This is a genomic window from Brevibacillus sp. FW306-2-1A-C05A, assembly GCF_058781555.1.
In genome coordinates this window covers 292,054-308,067 of the sequence record NZ_JBYSWV010000001.1, presented here as the reverse complement: position 1 = coordinate 308,067, position 16,014 = coordinate 292,054, and the positions used below count along the sequence as shown (strand labels likewise).

Genomic DNA, 16,014 nt, shown 5'->3' with positions numbered 1-16,014 from the left:
GGGACCTCTTGCCGCACCTGTGTGTGCGAAGGAGGTCTTTTCGCTTTTTTGTGCAAAACGGCCCTCGAAAAAACGTGACGAAACGACAGCGAAAAACGTCTTTCTTCTATGAGGATGGAAAAAATTACTGGGGAGAGAGGCGAGTTTTGTGTTTTTGCGAAATCTTCGAGGAATGAGCATCGCGTTGGGCTTCTCTTTGCTTGTCATGTCAGGCTGCAGCACCGCCGCAGCCGCTTCGGGAGAAAAACAAACAGGCGCAGGGCAGGCCGTGCGCGCTGCGTCCGGTCAGATTGCACCAGCGAGCGCGTCGACGAAGGCAGCGAGTGACTGGAAGCAGCCGGAGCGGCCTTTTGACTATGCGGCCATGAAAGAAGACGTGGTCATTCAACTGAACGAGGAGCCGCGCCTGCAGTCGCCACTGCGTACAGTCGTCGGCGCTGCTCCGCAAGCGTACACGCTGTTTTTCCGCGAGGAGATGGACCGGGGAAGCGTAGAGGCGGCGATTCGCAAGCATGCGAAGGAAGAAGCGGCGAGAGAGGGCCTCGGCTTCATCGAGCCAGCGTTCGCTTTTCATTGGGCGAGCAACCGCCAACTGCAAGTTCTGGTGACGCTTCCGGAACAGGAGACAAAGGAGCGGGACTGGACGGAATACGTGCTTAGCGCGGCCGGAGCCAAGTCGGCAAAAGGCGCGGTCGTCGGCGATTCCAACGCCTTTCACGCCGTCGTGCTGCCGCCTGCGCAAATTTGGCGCGTTTCCGTAGACGGCAAAGTGCGCGAAAAGCTGACTGACTTTTCCGTCATGACCAATATGGAGCTGCTCGACCGCGAGCAACGGTACGTGCTGCAGAGCCGCTTTACGAAGTATTGCGAGTGCGACGCCCGCTATCCGATGCTCTACTCGATTTACGATACGAAAACAAAGCAGCGGACTCCGTATCCGGTCGAGCTGACAGACAACTACCGCGGAGAGGGCGTATTTTTTGCCGATCGGCGCGGGTTCTTTTACGCCCAGCCGGAGCAAGGAACAACCGTTCCGAACAGCGACAGCGTCACCCGTGTCCAGGTGCAAGGGTATGTGCACGGAGCCAGCTTTAGCCACGATCAGAAGCAGTTGCTGATGGCGGTGGGGCGAGCGGACCAGAAAAAAGACCTGGATCTGGTCGTGTACGACTTGGGAAAAGGAACAGAGAAGCGGATTGCCGGGGCGATCAAAGGCTGGATTCCGACGAGCGAGTTCAACGGGGAAGTGCTGCCTGTCTCCTTCCATGACGACGGCCGCTACGCCACGTTTGCCATGAGAAGCGAAGAAGCGGGCTTTGTGGAGATTCGCCAGCGCTACGACTGGAAGAGCGGCAAGGTCATCGACTGGCATCCCCCGGTTCCGGCTGATTTCTGGTCCGGGTATGTCCAGTCGACAGACGGGGAGTACCAAATGTACTGGAATGCAGGGCTGTTCAAGGGCAACGTGCAGTTGATGGACATGCGCGGCCAGGGCCTGTGGCTGCCTGGCACGCACCGCTATTTGTTTACCGAATGGGAAAAAGCCGCGCAGGAAACCGACTTGAAGCAGTCGCTGTACTTGTTTGACGCCGATACGAAGCAGCAGTCTGTGCTCGTGTCGGGCCTTCCTGCGGGGCTTTCCCTCCTGGGAGCGAGCGCGGACGGCAAATGGCTGTACGTGATGACGGATCGGACGCTGGCTTTCTAGCTTGTGACGGCTGGCCAGACCTGACGCTAGGCTTCGTACTCGTCGGCCAGCATGGATAAAACAACCAGCGATTCGTAAGTGTCCCCTGTTTTCAGGCAGTCGCGCAAGATTCCTTCTTCGCGGAAGCCTTCGGACAGGTAGAGCGCGCGGGCTACGCCGTTTGTTTCCTTGACGTCCAGCCACAGCCGATGGGCTTTTTGTTCGCGAAAAGCCCACTCTTTAATCTGGCGCAGGACACGACGGCCGTAGCCGTGCCTTTTTACTGCCATCGTAATGCGCAAGAGCTCAATCGAATGGTGCGGACTGGCCAGCCCGGCGATGATGACGTAGCCGACGGGGTGGCCTGTTTCTGTTTTCTCGGCGATCATGTGCAAGATGTCGGGATCATCCAAAGCCTCGCGGTGGCGCTCTTCCGGCCACGGAAGGATGAACGGGGCATTTTCTGGCGCTTGCTCCACGTCGCAGACGAACGGGAGGTCTGTCGGTACAGTCAGTCGCAGGCGGACGGTCATGCGGGTCACCTCTTCTTTTTTGCTAACATTTGGCTGCCATCAACGCATTTCCGTCGGGATCTTTGAAGGTGAACCAGTGCCCGTGCTGGATGGGGCTGGTCAGCTCCACGCCAAGCTCCTCCAGAAAGCGATAAGCGGCGTCGATGTCGCGGACAGCGACGAAAATGCCTCCGATTTCGGCGTGCAAGGGAGAAGCGGTCATGGGCAACAATCCCTTTCGGTGCGGTATGGTATGCTTGTTAGGAATGCCAGCCGAAGCGAGCCTGCATAATCGGGCACGAAATGTCGGATGGCTTCGTTTGGCGTCTGCTATTCTGTGGTGGTGAGGGAGGTCGTTTTCATGGATTTGCTGCAAAAGCTGAATGAAGCTTTGGACTACATCGAGGAACATCTCGCTGGCGAGATCGACTTCAAGGAAGTCGCCCGGGTGGCGTGCTGCTCGGAATACCACTTCAAAAGAATGTTCTCGTCCTTGGCGGGCATTCCGCTCTCGGAGTACATCCGGCGCAGGCGCATTACACTCGCGGCTTTCGACCTGAAAGACAGCAAGCTGAAGGTGATCGACATCGCCGTCAAGTACGGGTACAACTCGCCTGACTCGTTCGCTCGCGCCTTTGCCCAGATGCACGGGGTGACGCCCAGCGAAGCGAGAGCCAGCGGGCAGTCCTTGAAAGCCTATCCGCGAATGACCTTTTATCTATCCATCAAAGGAGGCAGTGCCATGAATTACCGCATGGAAGAAAAAGAGGCATTTCGCATCGTCGGCTTGAAGAAAAGGGTTCCGCTGATCTACAACGGGGTGAATCCCGAGATTGCCGCCATGTGGGCGTCACTCGACGCCGAGAAGATCCGCCTGCTCAAGTCGCTTTCCAATGTAGAGCCGCTCGGGATGTTGAGCGCATCCACGAACTTTTCCGACGGCCGCCTGGACAACGGCGAGCTGGACCATTACATCGGAGTGGCGACTACGCTGGACTGCCCGGAGAGCCTGGCGAAGCTGGAAGTCCCGGCCTCTACGTGGGCCGTCTTCGAAGCCGTAGGGCCTTTTCCGGATACGCTGCAGGACGTCTGGGGGCGCATCTACTCCGAGTGGTTTTTGTCTTCCGGCTACGAGCTGGCCGAAGGGCCGGAGATGCTGTGGAATGCTGACAAAGACACGACATCGCCGACGTTTCGCAGTGAAATCTGGATTCCGGTTGTCAAAAAATAACATATCATATGGGATTCGCACACGCTCGGCCAAACACCTGCCAGCGTGTGCTTGTCTTTGCAGAAATAATTACCATGTTTTTTTTCGGAGGGACAGGTATAAAAACGAACATACGTTTGCTATAATGAGAACAAAGTTCATATAGGAACACAAGTTCTTGTTCAGGGGATGATGGTGATGCCTAATGCGGGCAAACGGATTGTTTTTTTGATCGATATGCAAAGCTTTTATGCCAGCATTGAAAAAGCGGCGAATCCGGCGCTGCGCAATCAGCCGATCGTGGTCGCCGGCGATCCGCAGCGGCGCAGTGGAGTGGTGCTGGCCGCGTGTCCGATTGCGAAATCATACGGAGTGATAACGGCAGAAGCGCTGTGGCAAGCGCAACAAAAATGTCGACAGCTCGTGGTAGTGCGCCCGCGCATGGAGCACTACCTTCAGGTGTCGATGCAGATCACGCGCATCTTCCAGTCGTTTACCGATCAGGTGGAGCCGTACTCGGTCGACGAGCAGTTTCTCGATGTGACAGGCAGCGTCCACTTGTTTGGCGATCCGCTGGAGCTGGCTGCCCAGATTCGGCAGCGCGTCTGGCTGGAGACGGGAGTCAACTGCCGGGTCGGAATTGGAGAGAATAAGGTCCTCGCGAAAATGGCCTGTGACAACTTCGCCAAAAAGCAGGAAAGCGGGATATTTTGGCTCAAGCGGGCAGAGCTGGCCGACACGCTGTGGCGGCTGCCCATCGAAAAACTGTTCGGGGTAGGCTCGCGCATGAAGCGCCATTTTCACCGGATGGGCGTCTATCAGATCGGCCAGCTCGCTGCGCTCAGCCCCGCCGTGCTCATCCGCCACTGGGGCGTGAATGGCGAGGTGCTGTGGCGCACAGCGCACGGCCTGGACGACTCGCCGGTTTCGTTGAACGAATACGGGACACAAAAAGGGATCGGCCACCATATGACGTTGCCGCGCGATTACCATACGGCAAAAGAAATCAAGGTCGTGCTGTTGGAATTGTGCGAGGAAGTGTGCCGACGGGCGCGGCAAAAAGAACGGATGGGCTCGGTGCTCTCCATCGGCTGTCGCGGCGCGAATCTGGCGGCTGGCGAAGGTTTTGGCCGCCAGATGAAGCTTGCGGAAGCGACGAATGACGCCATGGCGCTGTACGAAGCGGCTTGTCGCCTGTTTGAGCGGCACTGGACAGGGGGGCCTGTGCGCAGCATTGGCGTCACGCTAGGGCAGCTCGTGCCTGATAATATCGTGCAACTGAATTTGTTTACAGACACGCACAAGCGCCGCTCGCTTGCCCAGGCGATGGACGACATTCGGGCGCGCTTTGGCCAGGATGCGATTTTGCGAGCGGCCTCAGCCTTGGAGGCGGGGCAGGCCAAGGAGCGTGCCCGCAAGATCGGAGGGCATTACAAGTGACAGAGCCGATGCCGTCAGGAGAAGCGAGGGAGCAAGAGCTGGTGCGTCAATATATTTTGTTTGGCATCCTGTTTCACGCGGTGATGGCGGATGCGGGGCAGATGGGAGTTGTACCGCTGAAGCTGTCTTATCAGGACGTGTTCCAGGAGCTCTCCCGCTGGGCAGAGCGTAAGCATCAGCAATTGCGCCGTCATTTGCGGCAACTCGGATGCACGATTGTCAGCGCCCGCCGCGAGGACTATGCGTACGTGGTTCATTACCGGCAGCGCGGGTACTTGCGGGAAGCGAGCTATATCATTGAGGTGCTGCGCGCCGAGTGCCAGGAGCTTGTCGGCGCATGGGTACGAGATCATCACCAAGGAGAGAAGCGAGCATGAGAGAGACACGCGTATCCAAAAAGGAAAATTTGTTCGTCTCGAGCCGGTTTGTGTTGCCGGAGCATCGGGAAATGTACGTGCGCATGAAGGAAGAGGAGCGCCGCTACGTGCCGCCCGAGCTGGACCAGGAGCAACTGGGGGCGCTAAGCGAGCTGGTGTGGCAGGCGTTCCAGACAAAGAGCGTTTTGACGTTGACGTACTATGACGGGCAGGCGCCGCGCCGCTTGTCGGCACAGGTCGTGCACATCGATCAGGCAGCGCGGCGATTGAAGCTGCGGGCCGGCTCCGAGATGCACTGGCTTTCGTTTGCCCGCTTGCTGCATGCGGAGCTGGCAGCGCCTTTCTAAAACTAACCATTCATGCGCGACTGTCTGGCCGGGCACCCTGTGGGTAAAAGACAAAGGAGTGGCGTGAACGTTGAGTTGGGCAAGGAACATTACATGGGCAGCCGCGTTTGCCATGCTGGCGGGCTGCACACTTCCGCAGGAACAGGCGGACCCGGCACGTGACCCTGTCGCGCCCGCGCGTGTGCAGCAGGAGAAGCTGTTCGACCTGTCGCCGCAGCAAGCACCGCGACCAGCCAAAATGATGCTGGATGTCCCGATTATTAGCCAGAAGCCGGAGCTGCACAACGGCTGTGAAGTAACGAGCCTGGCGATGCTGCTGCGGCATGCCGGACAAAACGTCGACAAACGGGTGCTGGCCGAGCAAGTGCCCAAAGATCCTGAGCCGTTGGTGAAGGAACAAGGGGACATCAAGGAATGGGGAGATCCGAACATCGGGTTTGTCGGCGACATGACAGGGGTGCGCAAAGGCTTCGCCGTTTACAACAAGCCGCTGGAAAAGCTGCTGCGCCGCTACATGGGCGAGCGGACGGTCAATTTGACCGGGGCATCCTACCAGGCGCTTTTGGACCAGGTGGCAGCGGGGCGTCCGGTCGTGATCTGGGCGACCGGAGATTTTCAACTGCCTACCGAGTGGGAGAGCTGGTACAAGGACGGGAAAAAAGTGGTAGCTCCTTTTGACGAGCACGCTGTCTTGCTGGTGGGCTATGACGAGACTTACGCGTACGTCAACGATCCGCTTACGGGAGCAAAGCAGCAGAAGGTCGCGCACAAGGCTTTGGAATCGAGCTGGACAGCGCTGGGCAAACAGGCGATCAGCTATCAATGAAGCAAAAAAGGGCTCTTGGCAAAAAGGGCTCTTGGCAAAAAGGCAAGCCGCAAAAAACAGCGTGCCGCGCTGAAACGGTGTGTGTGAAGAAGATGCGGGATTCCTGAAACGAAAAGCGGTCAAAAACAACCGTTTTTCGTCTTTTTTTGGCCGAAACGCTTTTTGCCAGAACGGACTGTTTCCCTGTATTGTTAGGATATCTTTTTTGAAGCAGATATCTGATGGATAGGACAAAGGAGATTTTACATGCTAGCACAAGAAATGGGTGTCATGTTCACCAAGCATGCCGATCAAATTACTTCCAAACGTTGGGGGGATTTTATTCAGCAGTTGGAGGAAAAAGGCTTGTACGTGCTTATCGAGACGGACACGATCGGACGGGTAATGAGCCCTTTGGGCGGATTGATGCCCATGCCCTGTAAGAGCGAAACGCTCCACATTGTGACAGCGGATGAGCTGGAACAGCGCGGTTTGCCGCTCGGTCACCACATCGTGACCAAGCCAAAAGAAAAAACAACGACTGCGTAATTGTAAAGCGAACGGACGAAACCTTTTCTGCCCGGTGAATTTCTGGGCGGCAAAGGTTTTTTTGTGCATGCCGATTAGTGGCAAAGAAGCGAATTTCATTGATAATGAGAATCAAAATCAATATAATGGAAGAAAATGTGCAAGCCAGCGACGGTTGTTCGCTTACCATACATGCCGGACTAAAAAGAGGATGGGACAGATGCGTATTCAAGCCGAATTTTCACAGTTTACGGAGTCGGCTGGAAAAGGCCAAGCTGCTCCTGGAAAGAGAGCGGATCAGCGTCAGCGAGGCGGCGTTGCTCGTGGGCTACAGCAATTTCAGCCATTTTGCCTCGATTTTTCGCAAAACGTACGGCATCAACCCGAGCTGTACGGCAAACGGGTCGAGAAACGATAAACCAGCGAGAAAGGCGCTCTGTTGCATGTTGCAGGGCGTCTTTTTTGTACAGACAAGAAGGGAGAAGATTCTGAGCAGTATAAGGGCGACATCGCGAGGCTGCGAACAAAGGGAGAAAGCGAGACTTGTGTCCTTTGCCATTTGGGGACGAAAAGCTCGCAGCCCAGTGTTCTAGTGAATGGGGCGCGGCGTTTTGCCCCGAAAAACAGGGCCGACTGCTTGCGTTGCGCGCAACTCACCGTCAGCGCATGACCGTGAGAAATGGGCAATTTCTCCGTCCAGGGGCAGCGTCTCTCCGTGAAATGGCGGTAAAGGCCAGGGCCTTCCCCTTATGATGAAGAGGGAAAACAGAAAGCAGCAAGCGCTAGAGAGGGGAACCCAATGAAAACAGGCTTGGAGAAGGCGGGACGCGTCCAGCGATATTGGAGGAGAAAGGACCTGCTGATGGCAGGACTGCTCGGTGTCGTCTTTGCCATCGTCATCATTGGCGTGAATTACGTTTACATGCTGGCGGCATGGCTCTCCCGGGCGTTGTGCCACGCGCTTTTGCAGGCAGGCTTGCTCGCGGACTATCGCGTGAACCTGGCGAACCGGACAGGACGGTAGCCGATGGTAAGCGGCGTACTGGAAGCGCGGAATGTCTGCTTTGGCTACGACGACGCGGAGCAGCTTGTCATCCGCAACGTGACTTTTCACGTGCAAACAGGCGAGCTGCTGCTCGTCATAGGAGCATCGGGCGCGGGCAAAAGCACGCTGGTTCTCGCGCTGAACGGCTTGATTCCCCACGCGCTCCAAGGCAGCTATGACGGCGAGGTCCGGGTCGCCGGGCGAAACACGCGGGAGGCGACAGTAGGCGAGCTGGCGATGCACGTCGGGATGGTGTTTCAGGACCCGGAAGCCCAACTGGTTGCGTTTACGGTGGAGGACGAGGTGGCGTTCGGTCTGGAAAACCTGTGCCTGGAGCGGGCAGAGATGGAGCAGCGCATCACGCGGGCCTTGCGCGAAGTCGGGCTTGCCGACCAGCGGCAAAAAGCAGAAAAGTGAATTTCACCGGGCAGACTGGCAGTTTATCCTGCTGCACTGGCTGTTGTCCGGGCTGCTGGTTGTCGGGCTTGCCGCATCCGGTTTGCTCGGGGACATCTCGTTTCTCAAAATGTTTGCATAGGCCTGCTTGCTTGCCAAAAAAGCAGGCCGCATAACTTCGCTGGAAAGGAGTGGAGTAGGATGAGCGAGAAAAAAGGAGTGCTTCGTCTGTTGGAAATCGCAGACGAAAAACGCAGCCTGCTGGTTGTCTCGGGGATTTTGTCGTCCTTGAGCGCGATCTGCATGCTGATTCCTTACGCATCCGTCTATTTTATTTTGCAGGAGCTATTGCTCCATGCCTCGGCTCCGGCGAATGCCGACGGGGCGTACATGGTCCGCTGGGGAGTGAGCGCGCTGGCCGGACTGGTCGGCAGTCTCATTCTGATGTACGCAGGCGGGATGGTTTCGCATATCGCTGCTTTTCGCATTTTGTACGGCTTGCGCGTCAAGCTGGCTTCGCATATTGGCCGACTGCCGCTGGGCTGGCTGAACGGAACGTCGACGGGGGCCGTGAAAAAGACGCTGGAGCAAAACGTGGAAAAAGTAGAGACGTTTGTCGCGCACCAATTGCCCGATCTGGTGCAGGTGATCGTGACGACGGTTGTGATGATCGGCGTCATGTTGTACCTGAATGTGTGGCTGGCGCTCGCCTGCGTAGTGCCAATCGTCCTCGCGCTGCTGGTGCAGGTCCTGTCGTTTGCCAGTACGAGAACAAAAGAAAATGTCAGGAAGTACTACGACTCGCTGGAGCGGATGAACGGATCGGCCGTCCAGTACGTGCGTGGCATGCCGGCGATTAAAGTGTTCGGGCAAACCGTTCACTCTTTTCGGCGTTTTTACGCGGACATGATTGCGTATCGAGACTACTGTGTCAAGCATACGAACGCTTTTCAAAACGGCTATTTGACGTTCAAGGTGATTTTGGGCTCGTTCGCCGCCTTCATTTTGCCTGTGGGCGTGTTTTTGTTGAGCCGCGACCCGCAAAACGTCGCTTTTGCGTCTGTCCTGCTCTTTTTCCTCGTCATGGCGCCCGGCATTTCCGCGCCGATGTTCAAGATCATGTTTTTGACCTCGACTTTGCGCGACATTGGCGAAGGGGTGGAGCGGATGGATCGGATTTTCGCCGAGCCGCCTGTCGCCGAGCCGCTTGCTTCCAGGCAGCCCGAGCATTTTGATGTGCAGTTTGACGACGTCTCGTTTGCTTACTCCACGGAGGGCGAGGCAGGCAAAGAAGCTCTTTCCCGCGTGTCCTTTCTCGCTCGCCACGGGCAGGTGACGGCGCTCGTCGGTCCGTCCGGGGCAGGCAAGTCTACGGTGGCGAACCTCATCCCGCGCTTTTGGGATGTGCAGGAAGGGGCAATCCGCATCGGCGGCGTAGACACTCGGGAAATGTCCAGCTCTGATTTGATGAATACCGTCGCGTTTGTGTTCCAGGAGACGTTTTTGTTTTACGACACGGTGTACAACAACATCGCGGTCGGGATGCCGGACGCGGCGCCCGAGGCGGTCTATACCGCAGCCAAGGCCGCGCAGTGCCACGCGTTTATTCAAAAGCTCCCGCAAGGCTACGACACGCTGATCGGGGAAGACGGCGTCTATTTGTCGGGAGGAGAGGAGCAGCGCGTGGCGGTAGCCCGGGCGATTTTGAAAAACGCTCCGATTCTCGTGCTCGATGAAGCGACCGCTTTTGCCGACCCGGAAAACGAGTACGAAATGCAGTTGGCGCTGGCCGAGCTGGTAAAAAGGCAAAACCGTCATCGTCATTGCGCACCGTCTGTCGACGATCCGCGAGGCCGACCAGATTTTGGTCATGCAAAAAGGCAAGGTCGTCGAGCAAGGACGGCACGAAGCGCTGCTTCAGGCAAACGGCTTGTACGCGCGGATGTGGGCGGCGTACACAGATGCCCAGAACTGGCAGATCGGGAAACAGAGAGGGAGGGTGGATACCGATGAGCATGCTCAGCAATATTACAGCCGGTAAACCGCGGGCGCTGCTAAAGCCGGTTATCTATACGACGCTGGCCAACCTCGCAAGCATTGTGCCGTTTGCCTTGCTGGTCGAGGCGGCGCGCCTGGTTTTCGAGCCGTTTGTCCATCCGGACGCGCCGCTTGACACGACGAGGCTCTGGTGGGTATGCGTTTGGCTCGTCGTCTCGCTATTGCTTTTGTTTGCGGCGGAGATGCCCGCTTACCGCACGCAGTTTCGCGGTGCCTACAGCGTGGCGGCAGAAGGGCGGGCCAGGCTCGCCGAGCATTTGCGCAAGCTGTCGCTCGGCTATTTGAACAAACGCGACCCGGGCGATTTGGCGAACATGATGATGGGCGATTTCACGATGGTCGAGCACGGGATTTCCCACCTCGTGCCGCAAATGATCGGGGCGCTGCTCATGCCTGTCATCGCCATTACCGGGCTGTCCTTTATCGACTGGCGCATGGCGCTGGCCTTGTTTGCTGCCTTTCCAGTCGCGATCCTGCTCGTGCTCGCGACGTCCGGGCTGCAGCGCAAGCTGGGCGCCCAGCATATGCGGGCCAAAATCGACGCAGCCAACCGCTTGCAGGAATATTTGAACGGCATCCGTGTCATCAAGGCGTACAACTTGACGGGTGAGCGCTTCGTGCGGCTGGAGCGGTCGTTTCGCGAGTTCATGCGGCAAAGCATTCGCATCGAAGGCTTGCTCGGCCCGATTGTGCTCTGTGCTATCGCCTTCATCCGGGCCGGATTCACGCTCATGGTCATGACAGGAGTGTACTTGCTGGTGGGAGGCAGCCTCGACCTGATTACATTCGTCCTGTTCCTTCTGGTCGGCACGCGCATTTTCGACCCGTTGACTACCGCGCTTGTCAACTATGCCGAATTTCGTTACCACGAGCAGGCCGGGGAGCGGATTGTGCAACTGCTGGCGGAGCCGATCATGCCAGGCGAGCTGCAGCCGCCGGAGGAAAACGACGTGACGCTCGAACGTGTCTCGTTCGGGTACAACGAAAACATGGCGCTGAACAACGTCAGCATGCGCATGCCAACCGGCTCGTTTACAGCTTTGGTCGGGCCGTCCGGCAGCGGAAAAAGCACGGTGCTGCGCCTGATCGCCCGCTTTTACGACCCGACTGAGGGCCAGGTGCTGCTGGGGCAAAAGCCGCTGGCGAGCATGGACCCGGAGGCGCTCCTGTCCCGCATATCCATGGTGTTTCAGGACGTCTATTTGTTCCAGGACACGATTGCCAACAACATTCGCTTCGGAAAAAGGGACGCGACGCAGGAGGAGATCGAAGCGGCGGCCAGGCAAGCGTGCTGCCACGACTTCATCATGCAGCTTCCGAACGGCTACGAGACGATGGTAGGCGAGGGCGGCAGCACGCTGTCCGGCGGGGAAAAGCAGCGAATTTCCATCGCGCGGGCGATTCTGAAAAATGCGCCAATCGTCCTGCTGGATGAGGCGACTGCCTCGCTCGATCCGGAAAACGAAGCGCAGATTCAAAAAGCGATTGATACGCTGATTGAGGGCCGAACCGTGATTGCGATTGCGCATCGGCTGAAAACGATTCGTCACGCCGACAACATCTACGTGCTGGACAAAGGCCGCGTCGTCGAAGCGGGGACGCACGACGAGCTGGTTGAGCGGCAAGGTCTGTATGCCAGGCTGTGGCGGCTGCAGCAGGAGTCGAGCGGCTGGCGCATTTCTTCCTGAACAGGAAAAGACAAAACCCGCCTGGCACACGTCGTCCAGGCGGGTTTTTCTCGGGCGCCAAAAAGCGAGGCGCAGCCGCGTTTTCTAATGCGCGGGCTGATCGTCAATGACAATCTGCACGCGGGTGCCGTCCGGGTAATCCTCAAGCTGGTTGGCAATCCACGAGCCTGCTCCGCGGTTGTCGGAAGGGGAGACGTAAGCGATATCGGCGCCCTTGCCGCCTTCCTTGCACATCGCCATCGGCCACTCGTCCCGATCGTAGCCGCGCTTCGTCGGAATGCCGGAAAGCGATTCCTCGCGATGCTTGTCCGCCGCTTTGCGGTCGATGGTACAGACGGCAGGCTGGCCTTTTTCGATGGCGGAGCGAATGTGCTGCGCCGTCTCGGGATACCGTTCGCGGGGAAAATGCAAAATGACATCCGCCTGCGTCGCAGCGCTGTCGGTCGGGACGCCCTGCTGCTCGGCAAACAGGCCGAAGTAGCCGAGGCCGAGCAAAAACGCGAGGATGAATAAAATGCGTTTGACTTTCACGGTTTCTCTCCTTCATCCATTTATGTACGCGCCAAAAAGGGCAGTTGATCTCACGGGCGATAACCGTGGAGATCGACTGCCCTTTGGTTCATTATACCAATGGCTGGTCAGCGTGCTAAGTAAAAACTTTGCGAATCAACAGCCCCGTGCTTTTTGCCAGGAGCCGGGGCTACGCGCGGCTCTGCTTTGCGTTTGCCGCAGAAAACAGTCTGGTCATGCACAGCCAGGCGATCAGCGGTCCTGTGCCGATGGCGAATACGAGCCAGTTCAGCGTGAGCGCAGAGACGCTGAACGAGGTAACCAACAAAAACAGCGAGATTCCCAGCAGCCTGCCGACATCGAGCGCGAACTCGCGCAGGACGACGTATTCGACCCGGTTGCGCGCACTTTGTTCATTGGTGCCGATCAAGTCAAAGACAGTCGAGATCATCGGCATCGAAAACAGCGGGTAGGCGATCGAGACGGCGATTCCGAAAGCGAGCAGCGTCACATAGCTCACCTGCCAGAAAAATAGGAGCAAGATGCCGGACATCACGATCGCTCCGATGAGCATGCCCCATTTGCGGTAGCGCGGAGCGTACCATTTGGCCGCAGCATAGTAGCTGCACAGCCCGACCGCCGATGTAATCAGCCAGAAGTTGCCGAGCGTCATCTCGCTTTTGGTGGCAATGTACACGAACAGCCCGATGATGAAGCCGAACACGCCCTCGCGCATCCCTTGCGCGGCCAGTGCGGCGGCAGCCCAGCGCCACTCCGGCTGTTCGCGCAGACAGCGAAAGGAGAAGCCCCAGGCGTACAACCCTTCCGATTGGCGCTTTTTCAGAAAAAAGCTGATGATGCCGCCGACGACAAACAAAGCGAGCGAGAGGGCGAAGATCAGGCGGTAGCCACTGCTGCCAGGCAGCCGGGAAATGAGCCAGCCCGACAGCCACGGAGCAAGCATGCCGCCGACAGAAGCGAGCAAGCCTGCCCAGCCGTTGAAACGGTCGCGGTTGTCCGGTCCGGTAATCTCGAAGTAGACGACATTGAAGGCAAGCCAAAAAAAGCCGACCGCCATCCCTTGCACCAGCCCGAGCGGGACAGCGTACGAGACGGCCAAAGGACCTGCCAGCAGCACGAGCATGTAAAAAAGCGCCGAGCCTGCCATCCCTGCCCGCAAGATGTTCATTTTGTTGAACCGTTTGACGTAGGCGCCCGCGATCCAAAAGGTCAGGGCGCCAGCCAGATGGGTAGCAAATGTGAACCAGGCGATAGGGGCAAACTGGCTTTTTACCTTCCATAAATAGACGTTCACGAACGTGCCGGAGAGCGAGCCTGCGGCGATGAACAGTCCGTTCACCAGCAGCAGGAGCCGGGCCTGGCTGTCCAGCTCCCCCGGCTTGTGCTGCTCGGGAGAAGCGGTGCCCGCCGATTTCGCAAAGCTGTTGTTCTGCGGCTGGAAAAGAGCAGAAAGGCGGTTCTTCGTTTTTTGCTGCATACGATCACCCCGCTTCGTTAGTGGGCCATGAACATAACGTGCCCCACCTGGCAAGCTTTCAACAGGATGCAAAGCAAGTACCAGATTTTCCTTGATTTAGAAAAGGCTTTCAGCTATTGGCGGCCCAGGAAGCAGAAAGCCGAAGTTTTTTTCAGAATAGGAAGGAAAAAGGTGATTGGCAAACAAATAAGGAGAGGGGATAGCGAAGGATCGCAATTCACAAGGGGGAACCAACATGGCGACGACCATTTTCAAAAACGGCCGCATCTACACGGGAGATTCGAGACATTTGTTTGTGGAGGCTGTTGTCGTGCGGGACGGGCTGGTCCACGATCTGGGCAGCGACGCGGACATGCTGCTGCAATACGGGCGAAGCGATGCGCAGGTGATTGACTTGCATGGCTGCACGGCAACGCCGGGTCTGATTGACAGTCACCTGCATCTCGGCTGGCTCGGACTGACCTTTTTGCAGCTAGATTTGCGGACAGCGCGCTCCAAGGACGAGATGTTGTCCCTCATCAGACAAAAGGCGGAGCAAACTGCCGCGAACGAATGGGTACAAGGCTTTGGCTGGGATGAGAACCTGTTTGTCGACGGCGGCGGCATCCCGACGATCGAGGAGCTGGACGCAGTAGCGCCGCATTGCCCGATTTTCTTGCCGCGCATTTGTGGACATGCGAACCTGGTCAATTCCCGGGCATTGGAGCTGTGCGGCTACCACCCGGACATCGAGGTTCCGGCCGGGGGCGTGATCGTGCGCGATTCGGCCACAGGAAAACCGACAGGCATGCTCTTGGAGACGGCGTCCAACCTGATTACGAAGCACATCCCCAAGCCTGGCTACGAGACGCTGAAAAACAGCTTGCGCAGCTCGATTCGCTACGCGATGGAGCACGGCCTGACAGGGGCGCATACCGAAGACTTGCGCGAGCTGAACGGGCTGGCGCAAACGTACCGGCTGTACGACGAGCTGGTCAACGGGGAGGGGCTTGGACTGCGCAGCCATTTGCTGGTCTACTACCCGCACATGCACGAACTGCGTGATTTGAACATGACGGCAGGCTCCGGCAATAGCCACGTGCAGATTGGCGCGGTGAAAATTTTTGCGGACGGGGCATTGGGCCGCAGAACCGCTTACTTGTCCGCGCCGTATGCGGACGATCCGACGACGAGCGGCTATCCCGTGCACGAGCAGGAGGAGCTGACCGAGCTGGTGCGGCAAGCCCGCGAGCTGGGGATGCCGATTGCCGTACATACGATTGGCGACAAGGCGCTGGAAATGGTACTCGACAGCCTCGACCAGTTCCCGGCTGTAGCCTATCGCGACCGGCTGATTCACACGCAGATTTTGCGCCCGGACTTGCTGGCGCGGCTGAACCATCCTAACCGGATCGCCGACATCCAGCCGCGTTTTCTCGCCGGAGACTTCCCGTGGGTCATCGACCGGGTGGGAGAGGAACGCATCCAGCATTCGTACATCTGGAAAACGATGATGAAACAAGGGATTATATGCGCGGCAGGCTCCGACACGCCAGTCGAGCCGATCAACCCGCTGCTCGGCATCCATGCCGCCGTGACGCGCAAGGCTCCGGGCGAGATGCACGACGGCTATCTCCCGCAGGAAAAGCTGACGATGGAGGAAGCGCTCCATCTGTTTACGCTGGGCGGAGCGCAAGTCACCAACGAAGACCACGTAAAAGGAACGCTGTCGCGCGGCAAATACGCGGACATGACGGTTTACTCCCGCGATTTGTTTGCCATCGACCCGGATGAGCTGCTCGACACAAAGGTCGTGATGACCGTCATCGGCGGCAAGGTCGTCTACAACAAATAGGAAAAACAGGTCGCGCCATCCAAACGACAAGAAAACCGGCTTTCGCATACGGAGCCGGTTTTTTGGACTGTTTTCCCAT

17 protein-coding genes and 1 pseudogene are annotated in these 16,014 nt (G+C 57.7%); 14 read left to right on the top strand and 4 right to left on the bottom strand.

All coding sequences use genetic code 11. The features are described from left to right. Positions 1-172: 172 nt before the first annotated feature. Complete coding sequence (locus tag AC3WJN_RS01610) at positions 173-1,708, top strand: hypothetical protein (protein WP_035316862.1); 1,536 nt, start codon at positions 173-175, stop codon at positions 1,706-1,708. Between the two features lie 26 nt (positions 1,709-1,734). Here AC3WJN_RS01610 and AC3WJN_RS01605 read toward each other — a convergent pair whose 3' ends face one another. Together AC3WJN_RS01605 and AC3WJN_RS01600 are read right to left on the bottom strand one after the other, a co-directional pair. Then, on the bottom strand, positions 1,735-2,220 hold the full coding sequence (locus tag AC3WJN_RS01605) for a GNAT family N-acetyltransferase (RefSeq protein WP_007779148.1): 486 nt from the start codon (positions 2,218-2,220) through the stop codon (positions 1,735-1,737). A 22-nt stretch (positions 2,221-2,242) separates the two neighbouring features. Further along, positions 2,243-2,611 carry a VOC family protein gene (locus tag AC3WJN_RS01600; protein WP_327953462.1) on the bottom strand — a complete coding sequence of 123 codons (369 nt, stop codon included), beginning with the start codon at positions 2,609-2,611 and terminating at the stop codon, positions 2,243-2,245. On the opposite strand from AC3WJN_RS01600, the gene AC3WJN_RS01595 reads away from it, so the two are divergent. The 12 genes and pseudogenes from AC3WJN_RS01595 (at position 2,561) to AC3WJN_RS01540 (ending at position 12,093) form a co-directional block, all read left to right on the top strand. After that, positions 2,561-3,430, top strand: coding sequence for an AraC family transcriptional regulator (locus AC3WJN_RS01595; protein WP_005835923.1), 870 nt, complete (start codon positions 2,561-2,563; stop codon positions 3,428-3,430). The two genes, AC3WJN_RS01600 and AC3WJN_RS01595, sit on opposite strands and share 51 nt — an antisense overlap. Positions 3,431-3,607: 177 nt before the next feature. Then, a complete protein-coding gene (locus AC3WJN_RS01590; RefSeq protein WP_005835925.1) occupies positions 3,608-4,849 on the top strand; it encodes a DNA polymerase IV in 1,242 nt (413 codons plus the stop codon). Next, positions 4,846-5,226, top strand: coding sequence for a YhjD family protein (locus AC3WJN_RS01585; protein WP_005835926.1), 381 nt, complete (start codon positions 4,846-4,848; stop codon positions 5,224-5,226). Before AC3WJN_RS01590 ends, AC3WJN_RS01585 begins: the two co-directional genes overlap by 4 nt. Continuing rightward, the gene (locus AC3WJN_RS01580; protein ID WP_005835928.1) at positions 5,223-5,573 is read left to right on the top strand and encodes a YolD-like family protein; all 351 of its coding nucleotides are present in this window, start codon (positions 5,223-5,225) and stop codon (positions 5,571-5,573) included. Before AC3WJN_RS01585 ends, AC3WJN_RS01580 begins: the two co-directional genes overlap by 4 nt. 70 nt (positions 5,574-5,643) lie before the next feature. Continuing rightward, positions 5,644-6,399, top strand: coding sequence for a C39 family peptidase (locus AC3WJN_RS01575; RefSeq protein WP_007779137.1), 756 nt, complete (start codon positions 5,644-5,646; stop codon positions 6,397-6,399). 246 nt (positions 6,400-6,645) lie between these two features. After that, a complete protein-coding gene (locus AC3WJN_RS01570) occupies positions 6,646-6,927 on the top strand; it encodes a hypothetical protein (RefSeq protein WP_005835932.1) in 282 nt (93 codons plus the stop codon). A 104-nt stretch (positions 6,928-7,031) separates the two neighbouring features. Next, on the top strand, positions 7,032-7,499 hold the full coding sequence (locus AC3WJN_RS01565; protein ID WP_035316854.1) for a helix-turn-helix domain-containing protein: 468 nt from the start codon (positions 7,032-7,034) through the stop codon (positions 7,497-7,499). Between the two features lie 206 nt (positions 7,500-7,705). Further along, positions 7,706-7,930 carry a hypothetical protein gene (locus AC3WJN_RS01560; RefSeq protein ID WP_007779132.1) on the top strand — a complete coding sequence of 75 codons (225 nt, stop codon included), beginning with the start codon at positions 7,706-7,708 and terminating at the stop codon, positions 7,928-7,930. 3 nt (positions 7,931-7,933) lie between these two features. Beyond that, the gene (locus AC3WJN_RS01555) at positions 7,934-8,368 is read left to right on the top strand and encodes an energy-coupling factor ABC transporter ATP-binding protein (protein WP_007779128.1); all 435 of its coding nucleotides are present in this window, start codon (positions 7,934-7,936) and stop codon (positions 8,366-8,368) included. Then, entirely contained in the window at positions 8,337-8,489 is a 153-nt protein-coding gene (locus AC3WJN_RS01550; RefSeq protein ID WP_155808594.1) for a hypothetical protein, read from the top strand. Before AC3WJN_RS01555 ends, AC3WJN_RS01550 begins: the two co-directional genes overlap by 32 nt. 59 nt (positions 8,490-8,548) lie before the next feature. Continuing rightward, positions 8,549-10,388, top strand: a pseudogene (locus tag AC3WJN_RS01545) (ABC transporter ATP-binding protein). Next, positions 10,357-12,093: an ABC transporter ATP-binding protein gene (locus tag AC3WJN_RS01540; RefSeq protein ID WP_007779120.1), complete on the top strand. Its 1,737-nt coding sequence runs from the start codon at positions 10,357-10,359 to the stop codon at positions 12,091-12,093. Before AC3WJN_RS01545 ends, AC3WJN_RS01540 begins: the two are co-directional and overlap by 32 nt. A gap of 84 nt (positions 12,094-12,177) precedes the next feature. Here AC3WJN_RS01540 and AC3WJN_RS01535 read toward each other — a convergent pair whose 3' ends face one another. Further along, the gene (locus AC3WJN_RS01535) at positions 12,178-12,624 is read right to left on the bottom strand and encodes a NucA/NucB deoxyribonuclease domain-containing protein (RefSeq protein ID WP_007779117.1); all 447 of its coding nucleotides are present in this window, start codon (positions 12,622-12,624) and stop codon (positions 12,178-12,180) included. Between the two features lie 169 nt (positions 12,625-12,793). Next, positions 12,794-14,101, bottom strand: coding sequence for an MFS transporter (locus AC3WJN_RS01530; protein ID WP_005831067.1), 1,308 nt, complete (start codon positions 14,099-14,101; stop codon positions 12,794-12,796). A gap of 235 nt (positions 14,102-14,336) precedes the next feature. Here AC3WJN_RS01530 and AC3WJN_RS01525 point away from each other — a divergent pair, with 235 nt between their 5' ends. Beyond that, the gene (locus AC3WJN_RS01525; protein WP_007779109.1) at positions 14,337-15,935 is read left to right on the top strand and encodes an amidohydrolase; all 1,599 of its coding nucleotides are present in this window, start codon (positions 14,337-14,339) and stop codon (positions 15,933-15,935) included. The last annotated feature ends 79 nt before the right edge of the window (positions 15,936-16,014 follow it).